This is a genomic window from Alicyclobacillus contaminans DSM 17975 (genome assembly GCF_000429525.1).
Classification (GTDB): Bacteria; Bacillota; Bacilli; order Alicyclobacillales; family Alicyclobacillaceae; genus Alicyclobacillus_A; species Alicyclobacillus_A contaminans.
Map to the genome: position 1 here is coordinate 42,118 of NZ_AUCA01000022.1, position 15,942 is coordinate 58,059.

At 56.4% G+C, this 15,942-nt stretch carries 20 protein-coding genes, 4 tRNA genes and 1 riboswitch; of the genes, 18 read left to right on the forward strand and 6 right to left on the reverse strand.

All coding sequences use genetic code 11. The annotated features are described in order from the left end of the window. Positions 1–52: 52 nt before the first annotated feature. A complete protein-coding gene (tpx, locus tag G463_RS0109625; RefSeq protein WP_026974999.1) occupies positions 53–562 on the reverse strand; it encodes a thiol peroxidase in 510 nt (169 codons plus the stop codon). Between the two features lie 192 nt (positions 563–754). Continuing rightward, positions 755–903: riboswitch (cyclic di-AMP (ydaO/yuaA leader) on the forward strand. On the opposite strand from tpx, the gene G463_RS0109630 reads away from it, so the two are divergent. From G463_RS0109630 to G463_RS0109650, 5 genes are all read left to right on the forward strand, one after another. Next, the gene (locus G463_RS0109630; protein ID WP_051322156.1) at positions 904–1,482 is read left to right on the forward strand and encodes a C40 family peptidase; all 579 of its coding nucleotides are present in this window, start codon (positions 904–906) and stop codon (positions 1,480–1,482) included. A 270-nt stretch (positions 1,483–1,752) separates the two neighbouring features. Continuing rightward, the gene (locus G463_RS0109635; protein ID WP_026975001.1) at positions 1,753–2,889 is read left to right on the forward strand and encodes a citrate synthase; all 1,137 of its coding nucleotides are present in this window, start codon (positions 1,753–1,755) and stop codon (positions 2,887–2,889) included. A 164-nt stretch (positions 2,890–3,053) separates the two neighbouring features. Beyond that, positions 3,054–3,254: an alpha/beta-type small acid-soluble spore protein gene (locus G463_RS0109640; protein ID WP_026975002.1), complete on the forward strand. Its 201-nt coding sequence runs from the start codon at positions 3,054–3,056 to the stop codon at positions 3,252–3,254. A 185-nt stretch (positions 3,255–3,439) separates the two neighbouring features. Beyond that, positions 3,440–3,637, forward strand: a complete 198-nt coding sequence (locus tag G463_RS0109645) for an alpha/beta-type small acid-soluble spore protein (RefSeq protein ID WP_026975003.1) — start codon at positions 3,440–3,442, stop codon at positions 3,635–3,637. A gap of 169 nt (positions 3,638–3,806) precedes the next feature. Continuing rightward, positions 3,807–4,214, forward strand: a complete 408-nt coding sequence (locus G463_RS0109650) for a phage holin, LLH family (RefSeq protein WP_026975004.1) — start codon at positions 3,807–3,809, stop codon at positions 4,212–4,214. Between the two features lie 47 nt (positions 4,215–4,261). Here G463_RS0109650 and G463_RS0109655 read toward each other — a convergent pair whose 3' ends face one another. Together G463_RS0109655 and G463_RS21740 are read right to left on the reverse strand one after the other, a co-directional pair. Beyond that, a complete protein-coding gene (locus G463_RS0109655; protein ID WP_026975005.1) occupies positions 4,262–4,699 on the reverse strand; it encodes a CBS domain-containing protein in 438 nt (145 codons plus the stop codon). A 77-nt stretch (positions 4,700–4,776) separates the two neighbouring features. Next, the gene (locus G463_RS21740) at positions 4,777–5,154 is read right to left on the reverse strand and encodes a hypothetical protein (protein WP_051322157.1); all 378 of its coding nucleotides are present in this window, start codon (positions 5,152–5,154) and stop codon (positions 4,777–4,779) included. 151 nt (positions 5,155–5,305) lie between these two features. Between G463_RS21740 and G463_RS0109665 the strand changes: the two genes are divergently transcribed. The 3 genes from G463_RS0109665 to G463_RS0109675 are packed head-to-tail and all read left to right on the forward strand — an operon-like array spanning position 5,306 to position 8,250. After that, positions 5,306–6,367: an efflux RND transporter periplasmic adaptor subunit gene (locus tag G463_RS0109665; protein WP_026975006.1), complete on the forward strand. Its 1,062-nt coding sequence runs from the start codon at positions 5,306–5,308 to the stop codon at positions 6,365–6,367. Then, positions 6,364–7,041: an ABC transporter ATP-binding protein gene (locus G463_RS0109670; RefSeq protein WP_026975007.1), complete on the forward strand. Its 678-nt coding sequence runs from the start codon at positions 6,364–6,366 to the stop codon at positions 7,039–7,041. Before G463_RS0109665 ends, G463_RS0109670 begins: the two co-directional genes overlap by 4 nt. Next, the gene (locus tag G463_RS0109675) at positions 7,042–8,250 is read left to right on the forward strand and encodes an ABC transporter permease (protein ID WP_035486602.1); all 1,209 of its coding nucleotides are present in this window, start codon (positions 7,042–7,044) and stop codon (positions 8,248–8,250) included. Between the two features lie 67 nt (positions 8,251–8,317). Here the strand turns inward: G463_RS0109675 and G463_RS0109680 are convergent, their stop codons facing one another. Continuing rightward, positions 8,318–9,166 (reverse strand): zinc metalloprotease HtpX, encoded by an 849-nt coding sequence (locus G463_RS0109680; RefSeq protein WP_026975009.1) that lies wholly within the window; start codon positions 9,164–9,166, stop codon positions 8,318–8,320. A gap of 233 nt (positions 9,167–9,399) precedes the next feature. On the opposite strand from G463_RS0109680, the gene G463_RS0109685 reads away from it, so the two are divergent. The 5 genes from G463_RS0109685 (at position 9,400) to speD (ending at position 12,992) form a co-directional block, all read left to right on the forward strand. Then, positions 9,400–9,705, forward strand: coding sequence for a hypothetical protein (locus tag G463_RS0109685; protein WP_026975010.1), 306 nt, complete (start codon positions 9,400–9,402; stop codon positions 9,703–9,705). Beyond that, positions 9,705–10,844 carry a glycosyltransferase family 4 protein gene (locus tag G463_RS0109690; RefSeq protein ID WP_035486605.1) on the forward strand — a complete coding sequence of 380 codons (1,140 nt, stop codon included), beginning with the start codon at positions 9,705–9,707 and terminating at the stop codon, positions 10,842–10,844. Before G463_RS0109685 ends, G463_RS0109690 begins: the two co-directional genes overlap by 1 nt. Beyond that, on the forward strand, positions 10,841–11,737 hold the full coding sequence (locus G463_RS19750; RefSeq protein WP_035486608.1) for an NAD-dependent epimerase/dehydratase family protein: 897 nt from the start codon (positions 10,841–10,843) through the stop codon (positions 11,735–11,737). The genes G463_RS0109690 and G463_RS19750 overlap by 4 nt, the downstream gene beginning before the upstream one ends. Beyond that, a complete protein-coding gene (locus G463_RS19755; protein ID WP_051322159.1) occupies positions 11,737–12,378 on the forward strand; it encodes a rhomboid family intramembrane serine protease in 642 nt (213 codons plus the stop codon). Before G463_RS19750 ends, G463_RS19755 begins: the two co-directional genes overlap by 1 nt. Positions 12,379–12,608: 230 nt before the next feature. Next, positions 12,609–12,992, forward strand: coding sequence for an adenosylmethionine decarboxylase (speD, locus tag G463_RS0109705; protein ID WP_026975012.1), 384 nt, complete (start codon positions 12,609–12,611; stop codon positions 12,990–12,992). Between the two features lie 104 nt (positions 12,993–13,096). Here the strand turns inward: speD and G463_RS19760 are convergent, their stop codons facing one another. Further along, positions 13,097–13,582 (reverse strand): PepSY domain-containing protein, encoded by a 486-nt coding sequence (locus G463_RS19760; RefSeq protein WP_211227404.1) that lies wholly within the window; start codon positions 13,580–13,582, stop codon positions 13,097–13,099. Between the two features lie 149 nt (positions 13,583–13,731). Between G463_RS19760 and G463_RS0109715 the strand changes: the two genes are divergently transcribed. The 4 genes from G463_RS0109715 to G463_RS0109735 all read left to right on the forward strand — a co-directional run bounded on the left by G463_RS0109715 (position 13,732) and on the right by G463_RS0109735 (position 14,212). Then, positions 13,732–13,806 (forward strand) — tRNA-Ala (locus G463_RS0109715). Between the two features lie 120 nt (positions 13,807–13,926). Beyond that, positions 13,927–14,002, forward strand: a tRNA-Phe gene (locus G463_RS0109725). A gap of 34 nt (positions 14,003–14,036) precedes the next feature. Beyond that, positions 14,037–14,111: transfer RNA gene (locus tag G463_RS0109730), tRNA-Gly, on the forward strand. A gap of 27 nt (positions 14,112–14,138) precedes the next feature. Further along, positions 14,139–14,212: transfer RNA gene (locus G463_RS0109735), tRNA-Cys, on the forward strand. Between the two features lie 912 nt (positions 14,213–15,124). Here G463_RS0109735 and G463_RS23545 read toward each other — a convergent pair. Beyond that, complete coding sequence (locus G463_RS23545) at positions 15,125–15,376, reverse strand: cold-shock protein (protein WP_026975014.1); 252 nt, start codon at positions 15,374–15,376, stop codon at positions 15,125–15,127. Positions 15,377–15,753: 377 nt separating this feature from the next. On the opposite strand from G463_RS23545, the gene G463_RS23325 reads away from it, so the two are divergent. Continuing rightward, on the forward strand, positions 15,754–15,942 hold a 189-nt coding region (locus tag G463_RS23325), incomplete at its 3' end, for a hypothetical protein (protein ID WP_026975015.1).

A 15,942-nucleotide genomic window follows, 5' to 3' on the forward strand; every position in this document is an offset into this window, starting at 1 on the left:
GCCCGGACCATGCCGGGCACCGAGTCTGTATGATGATTTCCGTGGTGGACGGTTATTTGGCTGCTTTGGCGGCGTTCAGCGCAGCCTCGTAGTTCGGATGCTGTCCTGCTTCGGGAACATATTCCACGTGGACGAGCGTGTCGTTCGAGTCCACGACGAACACGGCGCGGGACTCCAATCGCAGTTCCTTAATGTAGGTGCCATACGCCTTGCCGAACGACATGGAGAGGTGATCTGACAGGGTAATCACACGGTCAACGCCTGCCGCGCCGCACCAACGCGCTTGAGCAAAGGGCAGGTCCGCGCTGATGGTCAACACCACCACGTTGTCGCCGAGACCTGCCGCAGCTTCGTTGAACTTCCGGGTCTGCGCGTCGCAAACGCCGGTATCCAGCGACGGCACGACGCTGAGAATCCGAACTTTCCCCTTATACGCTTCCAGAGTGACCTTCGACCGGTCATTTGCAACCAGTTCCGCATTCGGAGCTTTATCCCCGACCTTCAATTCCGGGCCTTCCAGGGTCACCGGCTTGCCCGCAAACAGAAACGTCCGCTCTGCCATACGTATCTTCCCTCCGCTTCACGAAGCTGGGCGGTGCTTCCGCCTGTCCGTATCATAGCACACCGGTACGGCGATTGGTAACGTTGGACACCGTTGGTCAATTCGGCACCGATTGACGAGCCCACCAGAACTTTAGCATTTCTTTCCCCGACATTCGTTGATAAGGTGGTAGACACACGGGGACGCCGTGGCGTCCAAATCACGCCGAATCCTGGAACCCAGGTACGGGGGATTTTCGCGTCGTCGATGGCGGCGACAGGGGTGAAGGCTGTCCACACAGCCCGGGTCCTTTCCTCGATCCGAACCCGTCAACTAACCTCGGAGGCATAAGGAGGAAACCAATGCAACGAAACTGGATACAGGCGCTGAAAAAAGGCATTTCCACGCTGGTGTTGGCCGCTTCCGCGGCAACCGCGGTGGTCGGAACATCGGTGGCGGTGCAGCCGCTGCAGCAAACGGCAGAAGCAGCAACCCTGCTGCCGCCCGGGGTGACGCTCGACACCCATATTCAACCGGTGGCTCCGCTCAGCGCGAGTACCGCGGCCAAAGAGCAAGCGGTGATGCAGGTGGCCATAAGCAAGCTGGGGACGCCGTACGTGTGGGGCCACAACGAGGATCGCGGTCAGTACGGCTTCGACTGCTCGAACTTCACGGCCTACGTGTATCATCATGCGCTCGGCTACAAGATGAGCGGGGCTTCCCGCACGCAGGCCCAGAGCGTGGGGTGGACGGTTCCGCGGTCAAGCATGCGCGTGGGGGATCTCATTATTTTTGATAATGGCCACCACGTGGGAATTTATGCTGGAAACAGCCGGGTGATTCAGGAGGGCGGCGGCCTCGGGAAAGTGGGCTACTTGTCGATTGCTCCGGGATCGTACTGGGGGAAACACATCACCGCCGTGAAACGGATGTTCCAATGATTCGGAACCCGTCGGACGAACCATGAACAGGCTGTCGAGAGGGAGTGTTTTCCTTCTCGACAGCTTTTTTGCTTTCCATCGTGGAGCCGGCGAAGAACGGAGCCTTGGTGGCGGCCCGTGTAGAGTATTTTTTCCGTTGAAAGGTCTGTAGTATAATGTACGAGGTGTCATTTGCTCAGGGTCTGCAGCGCTTGCCGGGTGTGCGCTGTGTCGTAAAAACTGATGCGTTGTCACAAACTGTCCGCATACTGGGATGAAGGGAGAACTGACATGTCGAAAGAAACCGTGAATTTTGCAGCTGGTTTGGAAGATGTGGTTGCCAACACATCGGAAATTTGCTTCGTGGACGGCCGCGAAGGACGGCTGGTCTATCAAGGGTACGACATTCACGATCTGATTGGCGGCAACGCCACATTTGAAGAAGTGATCTACCTTCTGTGGCACGGAGACCTTCCGAACGTTTCTCAGTTGAAGGCGTTTACGCAGGAGATTGCCGAACAACGCGAACTCCATCCGGATGTGTTGAAATTTTTGAAATCCATTCCGAAAGATGCAAATGCTATGGAAGTGTTGCGGACGGCCGTGAGTTTGGCCGGTCTGTACGATCCGGACGCGGGCGACGATTCCATGGAAGCGAACGTTCGCAAAGCAACGCGCCTGGTTGCGCAAATCCCCACCATGGTGACTTCCTTTGAACGCATCCGCAACGGTCAGGAGCCCATTACACCCGATGCTTCGCTCAGTGCGGCGGCCAGCTTCTTCTACCTGTTGAACGGCACCAAGCCGTCCGAATTCGTGGAGAAGGCATTCAACATCGCCTTGATTCTCCATGCCGACCATGAATTGAATGCATCGACGTTCTCGGCTCGCGTGACCGCGGGAACGCTCTCTGACATGTATTCCTGCATCACCTCCGCTGTCGGTACGCTGAAGGGCCCGTTGCACGGCGGCGCGAACGAACAAGTGATGCGGATGTTGCTGGAAATCGGCGAACTGTCGAAGGCAGAGTCGTACATTGAGAACGCACTCGCAAATAAGAAGAAAATCATGGGCTTCGGCCACCGCGTGTACCGTACCGAAGATCCCCGCGCGACCCATCTGCGCAAGTTGAGCAAGGAAGCAGGGGAATTGGCGGGTGACACCCGCTGGTTCGAGATGTCCCAGGTGATTGAGCGGATTGTGAAGGAAAAGAAGGGTCTGAATCCGAACGTCGACTTCTATTCTGCCTCCATGTACTACTCCATGGGGCTGCCGACACACCTGTACACGCCCATCTTCGCCTGCAGCCGCATTTCCGGTTGGACGGCGCACGTTTTGGAACAGCTCCGAAACAACCGTCTCATCCGTCCGCGCGCAGAGTACACGGGGCCGACGCACCGCGAATTTGTTCCGCTGTCTCAGCGTTGAACGTCCTCGTTTACAAATGCCTGACTATCTCACCCCGACGGGCACATGCCCGCGGGGTGATTTGTTTGTCATGGCGTACTGGTTTCACTGGATATTTATGCAGAATATAACAGTGTTTTTTGCCGTTGCGTGGAGAGGATAAAGGCCAAGGAGGTGTTGAAACCATGGCGAGAGGAAACAGCAACAACGTATTGGTGTCCAACGCGCAGCAGGCGCTGGAGCAGATGAAGTACGAAATTGCTTCGGAGTTCGGTGTCCAACTCGGTGCCGAAACCACTTCGCGCCAAAACGGCTCGGTTGGAGGGGAGATCACAAAGCGCCTTGTGGCCTTTGCTGAACAAGCTCTGTCTGGCCGCGCTCAGTAACATCCTCCGCAACCACAATTGTACAACGTGTTCACCGACAGCGGACACGAGGGTGTCCGCTGTTGTGCTGGGACAAGACGGTGACGGATTGTCGGCGGCTGGGAATTGCGTTTACTTCAAGCAGAATGTGTCAGCGTATCGATGGCACGGGTGGACACAATAAGCCCACAAGGAGGTGTTGACAAATGGCTGGAAACAACAACAATAGCGTGCTCATCTCCAATGCGCAGCAAGCGTTGGATCAGATGAAGTACGAAATCGCTTCCGAGTTCGGCGTCCAGCTGGGTGCGGAGACCACGTCCCGTCAAAACGGATCCGTGGGTGGTGAGATTACCAAGCGCCTGGTGGCCTTCGCCGAGCAGAACCTGGCGGGCGGTCGGTAACCCGAACAACAACTGAACATCGTTTGTTGATCCGAGGACTCCGCGCACAGCGCGGAGTCTTTCGTTTGGCCTGAGGAGCATCCACCATATCTACGCGTTCGCACATATCGTCGGTGTCCCCCGCTTCCCCGTGTTCCGGCAAGTAAGGGGGCAGAGGAGGAGATGCAATGTGCACAGTCTCTGGTTGACGGTGCTGCACCAGATGGTCATGCTGTTGCTGCAGAGTGTGTTCTGTTTGCTGCTGGTTCTGGTCCATTGTCTATGGCCAACGGTGCGCCGTTGGTTGAATCAACACGTGTCGCAACAGGAGCGTCAACTGCTCTCAACCATCGGACACGAGGCGTACATTTTTGCAGAATCCGTCTATGCGGGTCACGGTGGAGATGAAAAACTACAGCAGGCGCTCACCTACGCGCTCGCGGTATTGGGCAAGAGCGGACAATCTTTCACGGTCGGAGAAATCCGAGCGGCCATTGAGAATGCGGTGCGGATGGCCAAACGGGTGGAGGTGGCTGGTCACCGTTCACAAGCCACAATCATGCGAGACTCGCCCGTTCCAATCGTCCCTGAAGCATAAAGAAACAGCCCTCGGGGAGGGCTGTTGGTTGTGGCGCGGTGCAACGGTCATTGCAACGCGTTCTGGCTCGTCGTGGGCTGCGAAATTTTGCTCAAGGCGTCGCCGGCTTCATTGATGTGGATATCAATCGTCGCCAAATCGCCGATGGCACAAATGCCGACAATATTGCCGGATGCGTCGCAGACGGGCAGGCGGCGAATTTGGTGGCGGGCCATCAAATCGGCCGCTTCGTGCGCATCCGTGTCCGGTGTGCAGGTGATCACCTGGTTGGTCATGCACTGCGAGACCGGCGTGGTATGGGAGGCGCCCTTCGCGACGGCCTTCAATGCAATATCCCGATCCGTACACATGCCGACCACCTTGTTGTTTTGACACACCGGCACGGAACCGACATTCAACTGCTCCATAATCTGAGCGGCTTTCTGGATGTTGTCCGTGGTCTGAACACAGGAGACGTTGGACGTCATGATATCTTTAACCTTCACACAGCTTCCCCCTTTGCGCATGCTTCCTCGGGTCCTCGGATGGAACCAAGCCATAGTATGCGCCTGTCCGCAAGGGGTTATGTTTGCGGCGGATTCGCCAGTTTGGTACGGCGCCAGCTGAGCACGTCGGTGACCGTGCAGTACATGCCCCACAGCCCGGAGAGAACGCGCAGCATGGCTTCGAGCGGATCGGCCTGCGCGTACGGCCAATTTGGCCACGCAAACCCGGCGAATCCCCAGAGCAACAGCAGGATGCCGTACAGCACGCTCGCCATCGTCGCGTCTCGCCAGCGAAGCCGCGCAGCGATCATGCCGAATACGCCCAGCGCCGTATAGGCGATGGCTTCGGCCAGGGACACATGGATGTAATTCCCGAGTCGTCCGCTCGTAAAACCCACCATGCCCAGTGCAAAATACAGCCAGCCGCAAATCCGGTTGAAAATTGGGCAGTACATGCGCGAGCTCCTTTGCATGGATGTTGTCCCTACACTGTATGTCCGCAAAGCAGCGGATAGACCGAGGGAGACGAAGGACTTTCAGCCGAACCGGGCCGCATGGTAAGGTGAATGAGACAGGTTCTAGTAGGATGGAATGGGTGAGCGGAACATGAAGAGAGAACCGGAACGCGTGCGTCGTCGGCGTTGGCCGTGGGTGCTTGGCGGCGTTGGTGTCCTGTGCAGTGCGGCTGTGGCGTTCACGGTCTGGGAGCGGCTGCGTCCGCCCGTCGTAGCAACCGCCGTGGTGCAGCGGCAGTCTCTGAGCAATCAGCTGTTTGAAACCGGAGCCGTCAAACCGACCCAGAGTCAGATGGTCACAGCGCAGCAGCTGACCGGGCCCGTGGTGGCGGTCGATGTGCAGCCCGGCCAAACAGTGCATGTTGGACAAGTGCTGGTGGAATTGAACCACGAGTCCGCGAGGGCCAGCGTGCAAGCTGCGCAAACAGCGGTTCAGCAGGCTCAGGCGGCGTTGAAGGAAACGGAAACCGAACAGTCGTCGGCACCGGCCGGTTTCCAGAGTCAATTTGCGGGTACCCTGGCCAGTGAACGAACCACGCTCGCGCAGGCCCAGGCGCAGTTGGCCCAGGCCCAGGCCGCGCTGGATGCCACGTATATTCGCGCGACCATCTCCGGCACCGTGTTGACCGTCAATCCAAGTGGAGTGGACAGCACAGGCAATCCGGTGCCGATTGTGCAAGTTGCTGGAACCACCAAACAAATTGCGACACAGGTTTCCGAAGTGGACGCTGCACAGATTCATCCGGGCATGCAGGCCCGCGTCACGACCGATGCCTATCCGGGGCGGCAGTGGACCGCGCGCGTGGTGCGCGTCGCCAACTACGCAGAGGCTAACAGCGCCGGCAGTGGTCAAGTCGAGGTGGATCTCGAGGCTGCGAATTTCGAGGTCCCCATTGGCTATCAGGTGAATGTGCAAATTACCACAGCCACCAAGCCCGGCGTGACGGTCGTGCCGTACGCGGCGATTGTGCAGAACGGCAGCGTGGATGAGGTGTACGTCGTCCAAGATGGAACGGTGCATGCGGTCACGGTCAGTCTCGGCATCACCGCCAACACGGTGGTGGAGGTCACGCGCGGATTGTCGCCGGGTCAGAGGGTGGTCTTGAATCCGCCGGCCTCGCTGCGGGATGGGCAGGCGGTGAGAACCTCGTGATTGTCCTGCGTCATGTATGGAAGACGTACACCGTCGGCGGTGAGCCGCTGCACGTATTGCGAGACGTCACGCTCGATGTGGCGGCGGGCGAATTCGTTGCCATCATGGGGCCGTCCGGCAGTGGAAAATCAACCCTGATGCACATCCTCGGGTGCTTGGATGTTCCCACGCGCGGAACGTACCATCTGGACAATCAACCCGTGCACGAGTGGCATGGACGGGCGTTAGCCCACGTTCGAAACCGGGATATTGGCTTTGTGTTTCAACATTTTCACCTGCTTCCCCGCATGACCGCGCTGCGCAACGTGGAATTGCCGATGATTTACGCGGGAAGACCGCGGGCGGAGCGGCGCAGACAAGCGAGGCAGCTGCTGGCGCAAGTCGGAATGGAGGAGCGGGCGCACCATTATCCGAATCAACTGTCCGGGGGGCAGCGCCAGCGCGTTGCCATCGCCCGGGCTCTGGCCAACGGCCCGCGGCTCCTGCTCGCCGACGAACCCACTGGTGCGCTCGACAGCGCCACGGGCCGGGGGATTCTGGAGCTGTTCCGTCAATTGAACCAACAGGGTATGACCATCGTTATGATCACGCACGATCCGTCGGTGGCCGCGGCGGCCCACCGGATTGTCCATCTGGTGGATGGCCGCGTGGCGGACCCGGAAAGGGTGGACTGAGTGGAGATTCGGGAATTGCTGGCAGCCGCCTGGCTGTCACTCACGGCGAATGTCTTGCGCAGTTTGCTGACAATGCTCGGGATTTTCATCGGGGTTGCGTCCATCATCGCGATTGTGGCCATTGGCCAAGGAGGGACGACGGCGGTGGTCAACGTCATCGAAAGCCACGCCGCGCAGCAGACCATCGAAATCCTTCCGAAAGAGTTGGTCGAACCGGGGCTTCCCCAGCCGGGCCAGGTGCTGTCGTTCACAGAGGACGACTTGCAACTGGTGCGCCAATTCGACGGTGTCGCCGACGTGTCCTACTCCGTCAACGGCCAGGGCGACGTGGGGTACCGCGGGAAGACCATCAACGCCAATATCGAAGGCGGCCCGAGCGACCTGAATGAACTGGCCAACTTCACCGTGGTGCAGGGACATATGTACACGTCCGCGGACTGGCTTGCGCATCGACGGTTGGCTGTGTTGAGCACGTCGCTGGCGCATAAATTGTTTGGCAACCAGTCACCGGTGGGGCAAGTGATTCAAGTGGGCGGACAACCGTTGCAGGTGGTGGGCGTGGCCGTGTCCAACCAATTCAATTTCATGTCCATGTTTCTCGGGGCCGACACCATATATCTGCCAGCAACAACGTGTACGGATCTCTTCCCGTGGTGGAACATTTCCGAGATGGACGTGACCATTCAGCCGGGAACCGATAAGGCCGCACTGTCCAAACGACTGGTGACGGCGTTGAACCTCCACGCGCATCAGGCGGACGCATTTATTGACAGTTCCGGGTTTCTTCTTGGATTGGAAAAGACCATTGGAACCATCACCACCATTCTCACCGCAGTGATTGGGGCGGTGGCGGGGATTGCGCTGGTGGTGGGCGGCGTTGGGGTCATGAACATGATGCTGGTATCCGTGTCGGAGCGCACGGAGGAAATTGGACTGCGCATGTCTCTCGGTGCCACGCAGAGCGACATTCTGCTGCAGTTTTTGTGCGAGTCCGTGATGATCACGGGGTGCGGCGGGCTGCTCGGCATTGCGTTTGGCGTGGTTGCCTCAATCCTGGTGCACGCCCTCACCCCGCTGCCCTCCGTGGTATCCTGGCAGGCTGCGGTCATTGGATTTCTGTTTTCCATGGCGATGGGCGTGGTGTGTGGCCTGTATCCCGCCTACAAGGCTTCAAAGTTGCACCCGATTGATGCGCTGCGGTACGAGTGAATCCTTCGCCCGGATTGTGCATCAAAATGAAGGGGGGGCATCCTCGCGGATGCCCATGGTTCTTGTATCAACCGAGGATTCTCATGTTTCGCAAGCGCCGAACCCGTTCCTCCGTGGGCGGGTGGGTGCTGAACAAACGCAACAGGGATTCGCCCCGGAACGGATTCACAATGAACAGGTGCGAAGTGGCTGGATTGAACTCTCCCGGGATGCGGTGCGCGTACGCATCCAGGCGCTCCAGCGCGTCGGCGAGCGGATTGGCGTCACCCACCAGGCGCGCCCCCACTGCATCCGCTTTGAACTCCCGGGTCCGGGAGATGGCCAATTGGACAAGGGTTGCCGCAATCGGGGCCAGGATCACCATGGCGATTTCCGCTGCTACGTTTCCTCTATCGTCATCCCGTCCGCCGTTGAACCCAAACATCATCGCCCACTGGAGCATGTTCGCGATGGACGTGATGACGCCCGCCAACATGGCGGCCAGTGAACTGATGAGAATGTCGCGGTTTTTCACGTGAGCCATTTCGTGGGCAAGGACGCCCTCCAACTCCCGTGTCGACAACGCCCTCAGAATGCCTTCCGTCACGGCGACCTTGGCGTGTTGCGGATTGCGTCCGGTGGCGAATGCGTTCGGCTGCATGGAGGGTGTGAGGTAGATCTCGGGCATCGGCAAATTGGCTCGGTGGGCCAACCGACGCACAATCGCGTAGACCTCCGGCAATTCGGCTTCTGACACCGGTCTCGATCCGGTCATCGCAATCGCGACACTACCACTGGTCCAATATCCGATGAAGTTCATCACAATCGACAGAATGAGGAAAAAGATCATCCCGCGGTATCCGCCGATGAGGCGCCCGAACAACACCAGAATGACGGTCAGTACGCCCATCAACAGCCAGGTCTTCAGTGAATTCATTCCACCAATCCTCCGTCGTTGTGGCAGTAGAAAGCTGGATTCAGCATTATTGTATGCCGCGGGCTCAAAATACAAAAGGGGGGCGTCGGACAACGGGCTGCCAATCCTTGAGATGTAAAGAAAATGTCAACGCTGCCCAGATGGGCAACGGGCGTCGATGGTTTGTTTGATGGAGAGGCTTTCGCTATACTGGGAGCGGACAGGCAGTACTGTTTTGGAGAGGAAGTGACCTCATGCGGCTCGGATTGAACATCGAATACGACGGGAAAAGCTACGACATTCTGGAACTTCCCCTGGAGGCCTTTGTGCAGATGGTGCCAGGGTTGACTGAAGATCAGTTTCTACTATTAGATAAGTATTTTGCGGACTTTTGGCCGGAATCCACACAACGACGTCATCACATCTTAAATTTCGCTGCCGAGCAGGTCGGTGCGTCGTTGGACTACCTGCTGCTCAACCGGGAGAGCATTCATTTTGACGAAGCCGACATGGCAGAATACGTACAGCGGTGTACGAAACAGGGGAATCGGCCATCTTGATGAATTACCGTGTGGTGATTTACGCAGCCGGCAATGAGCGCGGAGGAGCCGCCTCACATCTGTTGACACTGGCATCGGTCATTCGGCAGCAGGCGCTGGGGCAAGCGTTTCGCTTTGCCCTGCTTGGTTCGGGGCCGCTTGCGGACGGGTTGTCGGCCAAGGGAATCGAGGTCTCCATTTTGCCGACGGCTCCCCGGCTGGCCATGCGTGCGCTGCGCAATCACGTCGAGGGTCTGCCAAGTCCGGTGATCTTGCATTCCCATGGCCCGCGCCTCAATGTGCTGGCTCACTTTGCGTCTCGCAAACGGCGACACAAATGGGTGAGCACCATACACAGCAACATCTATAAGGATTTCCTCGATAGCCGCTGGAAGTCCATCCTGTGGCCGCGCCTTCATCGCTGGAGCTTGAAGCACGCGGACGGGCTGTTTGTCGTGCATCCGATGTTCGCGGAGTGGTTTCCGAGAATACCTTCCTTTGTCGTGCCAAATGGGGTTTCCATCCCTCCATCCACGCGGCTGCGGTCAGAAAGTCGGGCCGCTCTGCGGGCGCGGTGCAATGTGCCGCCCGAAACGCCGTTGTTCGGCATTGCCGCCCGACTCGATCCGGTAAAGGACATTCCCACGCTGATCCGCGCGCTGCCGCACCTGAGAACGAAGGATGCGCACCTGGTCGTGGCGGGGGACGGATCGCAGAGAGCGGCACTGGAACAGCTGTGCCACACCCTTCAGGTGGCGGACAGGGTGCATTTCCTTGGTTTCATCGAAGATGTGATGGCCTTCTATGAAGGCCTTGACGTGCACGTGCTTGCGTCGCGGAGCGAAGGCGCGCCCACGTCCGTCCTCGAGGCGGGGGCGGTTGGAGTTCCCAACGTGGGTACGGAGATCCCAGCGTTGACGCGTCTCCTTGCGCACGAGGAGACCGGACTGTTGTTTCCGGTCGGTGATGAACAGGCGTTGGCTCATCAGCTGGATGTGCTCTTTGAACACGCGTCCCTGCGCGAACGCTTGGTGCATGCGTTTCAACAGCGCGTTCTGCCAGAATTCACGCCGGACAAGATGCTGCAAGCCTATCTGGATGGCTACGAGCAAATATTGGGCCATGCGCGCATGGTGGTCAAGGACGGTGGACGAATGTGAAAATTCTCGTGACGGGCGGCAGCGGCTTTATCGGTGGGGCAACGGTTGCGGCCCTGCTGAACCGTGGACACGACGTCATCAACGTGGATCTGCAGCCGGCCGTACACGGTGAAAGGCACTATTCTGTGGATGTAACGGACGCGGCAGCGGTGGACGAGGTGTTCGCAGCGGAGCGGCCACAGCGTGTCATTCACTTGGCAGCGCACATCAGCGTGCCGGTGTCGGTTGAGCAACCGCGCATGGACATGGTGCAAAATATCGGCGGATCGCTCAACGTATTGGAATCCAGCCGCAAATTCGGCGTGGAACGGGTGTTGTTCGCGTCTTCTGCGGCGGTCTATGGCAACGGCGCGGTGCCGCCCATCGATGAACAGACGGAAACGGTTCCGGTGTCACCGTACGGTATTTCCAAACGAGCGGTGGAGATGTATCTGACAGGTTTTTATTGTCAATGGTTCAGCTATGCAATTCTGCGGTACGCCAACGTCTACGGTCCTCGGCAGACGCCGGAAGGCGGTGCGGTGATTGCCCGGTTTGTCGAGGGGGCGGCCCGGCATCACGCCGTGCAGGTGTTTGGTGACGGTTTGCAGACGAGAGATTTCGTCCATGTGGAGGATGTCGCTCGCGTCAACGCGCTGGCCATCGAACACAGCAACTCCGTACTGCTGAACGTGGGTTCCGGAGTCCCCGTGACGGTGAACGATCTCGTGTCAACCTTGCAGTCGTTCATGTCTCGTCCGCTCGAGGTGAAGCACCTCCCCCCGCGTCCGGGAGACATTCGCGACAGTTATTATCGGGCAACGCAAGTGCGCGATGTGCTTGGGTGGACACCAACCATCACGCTGACGGATGGACTGCGTCAGCTCTACGAGATGGCGGTGGCGGAACGCTGATGCGGTACAGATGGCGCACGCCGGTCACCGGAGCCCTGATTGGTGTGAATATCGCTTGGTTTTTACTTGTGGAAGCTCCACACGGATGGGATGCAAACGGCCTGCTCGCCGCCGGTGCTCTTGCACCGGCGCTGGCGGTGACCGGTCAGTGGTATCGGTGCGTCTCCGCGATGTTCGTGCACATGAATTTCATGCATCTCACCATGAACATGGTGTCCCTTTGGTTTCTGCGCAGCATCGAACCGTGGTTGGGCAAATCGGCGTTCTTCTTCATATATTGGATTGCCGGCGTCGCGGGATTCGTCCTGTCCGCCAACTGGGCGGATCCGTTCACGGTATTTGCCGGCGCCTCCGGGGCCGTGTTTGGAATTTTTGGCGTCGCGCTTTATCTTGCCTTTCGAGGATATTTTCATAAATCAGTGCGAAATCAGATGCTTTGGATACTCGGAATCAATGGGATTTACGATATCTTCGCGCCAGGTGTCGACGTTCTTGGCCACGCGGTGGGGCTGGCGGTGGGAGCGTTCTGTACGGCCGTCCTCTACCGGAAACCCCAGTGGAAGACGGGCAGGGTTGCCAACGTCGCCGCAATCTTTGCCTTGGCCGGTACACTTTGGGCATTTGTACGCGTCATTGGGTAACCATACCCAATCTTTTAGTGGGCGCAAAAATCTTGTTGCAAATTGTCGGTGATGGACTTATACTATCAGTCGTAATGTTTGGCGGGGCACGTAGTGCCACACGTCAAGGAATCTCCTTCACTTAAAGGGTTAGGACCTCGAAGGACTAACTTTCCCCCGTGGTGAAAGGGTAAGATTCCACATGCCTGCAAAGGGTATGGCTATTTTTCTGTAAAGGGGGATTTTTTGGTATGGACACAATGGGTCGTCACGTGATTGCCGAGTTGTGGGGATGTCCCGCCGAAAATCTGAACGATTTGCAATCCATCGAACGAATTATGGTCAATGCAGCATTGGAAGCCGGAGCGGAAGTTCGTGAAGTTGCGTTTCACAAATTCGCGCCACAAGGTGTCAGCGGTGTGGTGATCATCTCGGAATCGCACCTGACCATCCACAGCTTTCCAGAACACGGTTATGCGAGCATCGATGTGTACACCTGTGGTGATCGTATAGATCCGAATGTTGCCTGCGATTATATTACAAAGAGACTCGGCGCAACTCGTCTGGAATCCATTGAAGTTCCTCGGGGTGTCGGACCCATCCAAATGCAGGACGTAAAGGTCCGCGCGCTTTGAATCCATTCATGCATACCATCAATGCGAGAGCATCGCGCTCTCGCTTTTTCATTTGGTGAACGGGAGGGGCGGCGATGCGGAATCACCGCCGCCAGCTCCGCGAGCTACTCGTCTCCACCTGCGAAAGCTCGTTCGTGGTGGGTGGGAAGCGGTTTGTCCAACAGCACCTTGCCGTTGCCGGCGTCAACAATCACCAGGTATTTGTATTCTCCATCTTCCGCCATGCCGAAATACACCAGATTGGTCCGAATGTTGCGCAGCTGCACGTCGTTCAACTTTGCCCCTGGATGGGCTGCGGCAATCGCCTTCTTGGCTTCATTCGGTGAGCATTTCGCATATCTCTGTAACTTTTCCGTATACGCGTTGCGGCTGGCGAGATACGCCTGACGGAGATCATCGCGCGAGACCTGCACACTGGATTTAATGTCCCAGTGATGGGTGGGCGTGCTTGCGTTGAATTCACCAACGGCGGTTGCGGCTGTACCGGTTTGAGGGTGAGCGCGTTGAAGACCCTCACCTGCCCATGCATGAGGGACCGCCGTGGCCAGCATGGCCACCAAGGTTCCTCCCATGATCCATCGCTTCATCATGACTGTCGTCCTCCTCGGCCGTAGCAATTGACGTTGGTAGCGTGTCCAAAACCATCCAGCTGTATTCACGGATCGTCCGTGGATTTTCCTCTTGATTTTTGTGTGGATACCCGGTACAATAAATCGTGTTCGCCGCGATGACAGCTCGCGGGACCGTAGCTCAATGGGAGAGCACTGCGCTGGCAGCGCAGGGGTTGTGGGTTCGAATCCCATCGGTTCCACCAGAGAGATGACGGGTGCTTCCATAGCACCCGTTTTGATTGCCTGGATGGACGTTCTGCTGACGGCACATTGACAAATGCCTCGGGTCTGTTGTATAGTTTAGGACGTTCGCTCCAGCACAAGGCTCGGTAGCTCAGTCGGTAGAGCAGAGGACTGAAAATCCTCGTGTCGGCGGTTCGATTCCGTCCCGAGCCACCATTTTCGAACAGGTGCTGTTGAACTGACGATGTATGCGGAAGTGGCTCAGGGGTAGAGCATCGCCTTGCCAAGGCGAGGGTCGCGGGTTCGAATCCCGTCTTCCGCTCCAAGATTGCCGCGGTGATGCGGCGGAAATGGCGCCATAGCCAAGTGGTAAGGCAGAGGTCTGCAAAACCTTTACCGCCGGTTCGAATCCGGCTGGCGCCTCCAAGTGAAAAGCCTTATATGACGAGGCTTCTCGGGGCAACGAGAGCCGTGTTTTTCTTTTTCATGGCTTGTTTTGATCATCGAATTGATCATCAATCCTTATTCACAATGAATTTTTCATCGAAGATGGACGCGGCAAACGTGTTCGCTGCTTCATGTTGTTGTTCGTCATTACCGTGGACATAAATGTCCATCGTGATGCTTGTTCGTGCATGCCCTAGCCGGTCACTTTCGCCGCTGCTTGTATTCCACAGTTTCAATGTGCGGAGATCGTGGCAATTGTGCATGGAATAAATTATCTGTGTGTTATGACGGCTGCGTTAGGGCGGAAGGGAAATGATTCCCTGTGGAGAATATAGACGAAACCCAAGGACGGTTGGGGGTTATTTTGATGAATGCTGACATCTGAGCCGAAGTTGAAAAATAATCGGCGAAGATCCGTTTCACAAGTACAACATCGTTGAATACAAAGTGATCGAATTGTCGCCGACGTAATATGATCCACGCTCTCTTGTTTTGTTGACTGACGTCAACTTAGGAGCTAAATGGCGGGATTAGTTGTTTGAAGTATTCAATTATAAAGGGGACCCCGAAGAATGAATCGCCGAAAATTGCTTACGACAATCAGTGTACTTTTCTCTCTCATAACCATTATCTTAATTTCGTGTGAGTATATATTCGTGGAGTCTCCAAACGGCGCTGTTCAAGTCACCAGATGGGCATTACTGTCATTGAGTCTCATGTTTCTTTCGAGTGGTCTGAACATGTATATAGACAAGAGACTAGGTGGTTTGGCGTATATGGGAGCTGGGTTATTCCTCGCCATAGTGGTCGTTACCAAATTTGCTTTGCATATGTAGGAAGTCCTTGATAAAGTCTTTACAGACAAAAGGGAAATATGGTCCATGCGCACGACTAATCGGACAGAATTTCGACGTCGGTGGCCGTCAATCTTTGACTGTCCGTTGCATGTGGACGTTCAATCAAATGAAAAGAAACCTTCTGACCTTCCTTTAGAAAACGGAATCCATTAGGAAATCTTACAGGGTCAGGTCTGATCCCGCTGAAGTGAACGAAGACATGGTTCCCATCCTGTCCCTCTAACATGATTCGCCCGTATCCTTTTTCTTCTTTAAACCACTTGACGATCCCTTCTCGCCTCTGCACCGTTTCAACCTCCTGCTTTATGGACGGAGTGAGCAATGAATCGGTATTCGCAGCTCGGTGGCTTCTCATACTCTTCTGCCCGATAGTTCAACAACCAACATATCCCCATGCTATATCAAATTAAGAATGTGGAACATGTATATCACGCTCACTGGAAAATGTGCAATGCGTTCCTGCAATAATTCTGAAACGGTCTGTGGTGGGAGATGCAGCATCAGGGTTAATCCTGCTACTCAAGTTTCGCACCCGAATTGAGCCTGTAATTTCTTGAGTTCGTTGGAGCTGTGGGTCATGTAAAAGCAAAAACATCCTCATATTTCTGGTAGACTGAGGTTGCCGACCCAAACAGTCTACAAAAAAGTGAGGATGTTTCTTACATGGTACGTGATTCTCTGCACTCAGATCAACTCCAATCCATGATAACCGCATTCTTCAAGGAATTCCGCATCGGGAAGCTGCTCCGGCAATCCAACATCACCAAGCAAACCGGCGTTCCTGTATTGAATGTATTTCGGTTGCTCTTTACTCTGGTCTTTCACCAACGCAGTCTAAAACATGTGTTGGAA

What these genes read in the sequence shown, in the direction of transcription:
- tpx (WP_026974999.1), bottom strand. Translation starts at nt 562, where the DNA reads ATGGCAGAGCGGACGTTTCTGTTTGCGGGCAAGCCGGTGACCCTGGAA.
- G463_RS0109630 (WP_051322156.1), top strand. Translation starts at nt 904, where the DNA reads ATGCAACGAAACTGGATACAGGCGCTGAAAAAAGGCATTTCCACGCTG.
- G463_RS0109635 (WP_026975001.1), top strand. Translation starts at nt 1,753, where the DNA reads ATGTCGAAAGAAACCGTGAATTTTGCAGCTGGTTTGGAAGATGTGGTT.
- G463_RS0109640 (WP_026975002.1), top strand. Translation starts at nt 3,054, where the DNA reads ATGGCGAGAGGAAACAGCAACAACGTATTGGTGTCCAACGCGCAGCAG.
- G463_RS0109645 (WP_026975003.1), top strand. Translation starts at nt 3,440, where the DNA reads ATGGCTGGAAACAACAACAATAGCGTGCTCATCTCCAATGCGCAGCAA.
- G463_RS21740 (WP_051322157.1), bottom strand. Translation starts at nt 5,154, where the DNA reads ATGTACTGCCCAATTTTCAACCGGATTTGCGGCTGGCTGTATTTTGCA.
- G463_RS0109665 (WP_026975006.1), top strand. Translation starts at nt 5,306, where the DNA reads ATGAAGAGAGAACCGGAACGCGTGCGTCGTCGGCGTTGGCCGTGGGTG.
- G463_RS0109680 (WP_026975009.1), bottom strand. Translation starts at nt 9,166, where the DNA reads ATGAATTCACTGAAGACCTGGCTGTTGATGGGCGTACTGACCGTCATT.
- G463_RS0109685 (WP_026975010.1), top strand. Translation starts at nt 9,400, where the DNA reads ATGCGGCTCGGATTGAACATCGAATACGACGGGAAAAGCTACGACATT.
- G463_RS0109690 (WP_035486605.1), top strand. Translation starts at nt 9,705, where the DNA reads ATGAATTACCGTGTGGTGATTTACGCAGCCGGCAATGAGCGCGGAGGA.
- G463_RS19755 (WP_051322159.1), top strand. Translation starts at nt 11,737, where the DNA reads ATGCGGTACAGATGGCGCACGCCGGTCACCGGAGCCCTGATTGGTGTG.
- speD (WP_026975012.1), top strand. Translation starts at nt 12,609, where the DNA reads ATGGACACAATGGGTCGTCACGTGATTGCCGAGTTGTGGGGATGTCCC.
- G463_RS19760 (WP_211227404.1), bottom strand. Translation starts at nt 13,582, where the DNA reads ATGATGAAGCGATGGATCATGGGAGGAACCTTGGTGGCCATGCTGGCC.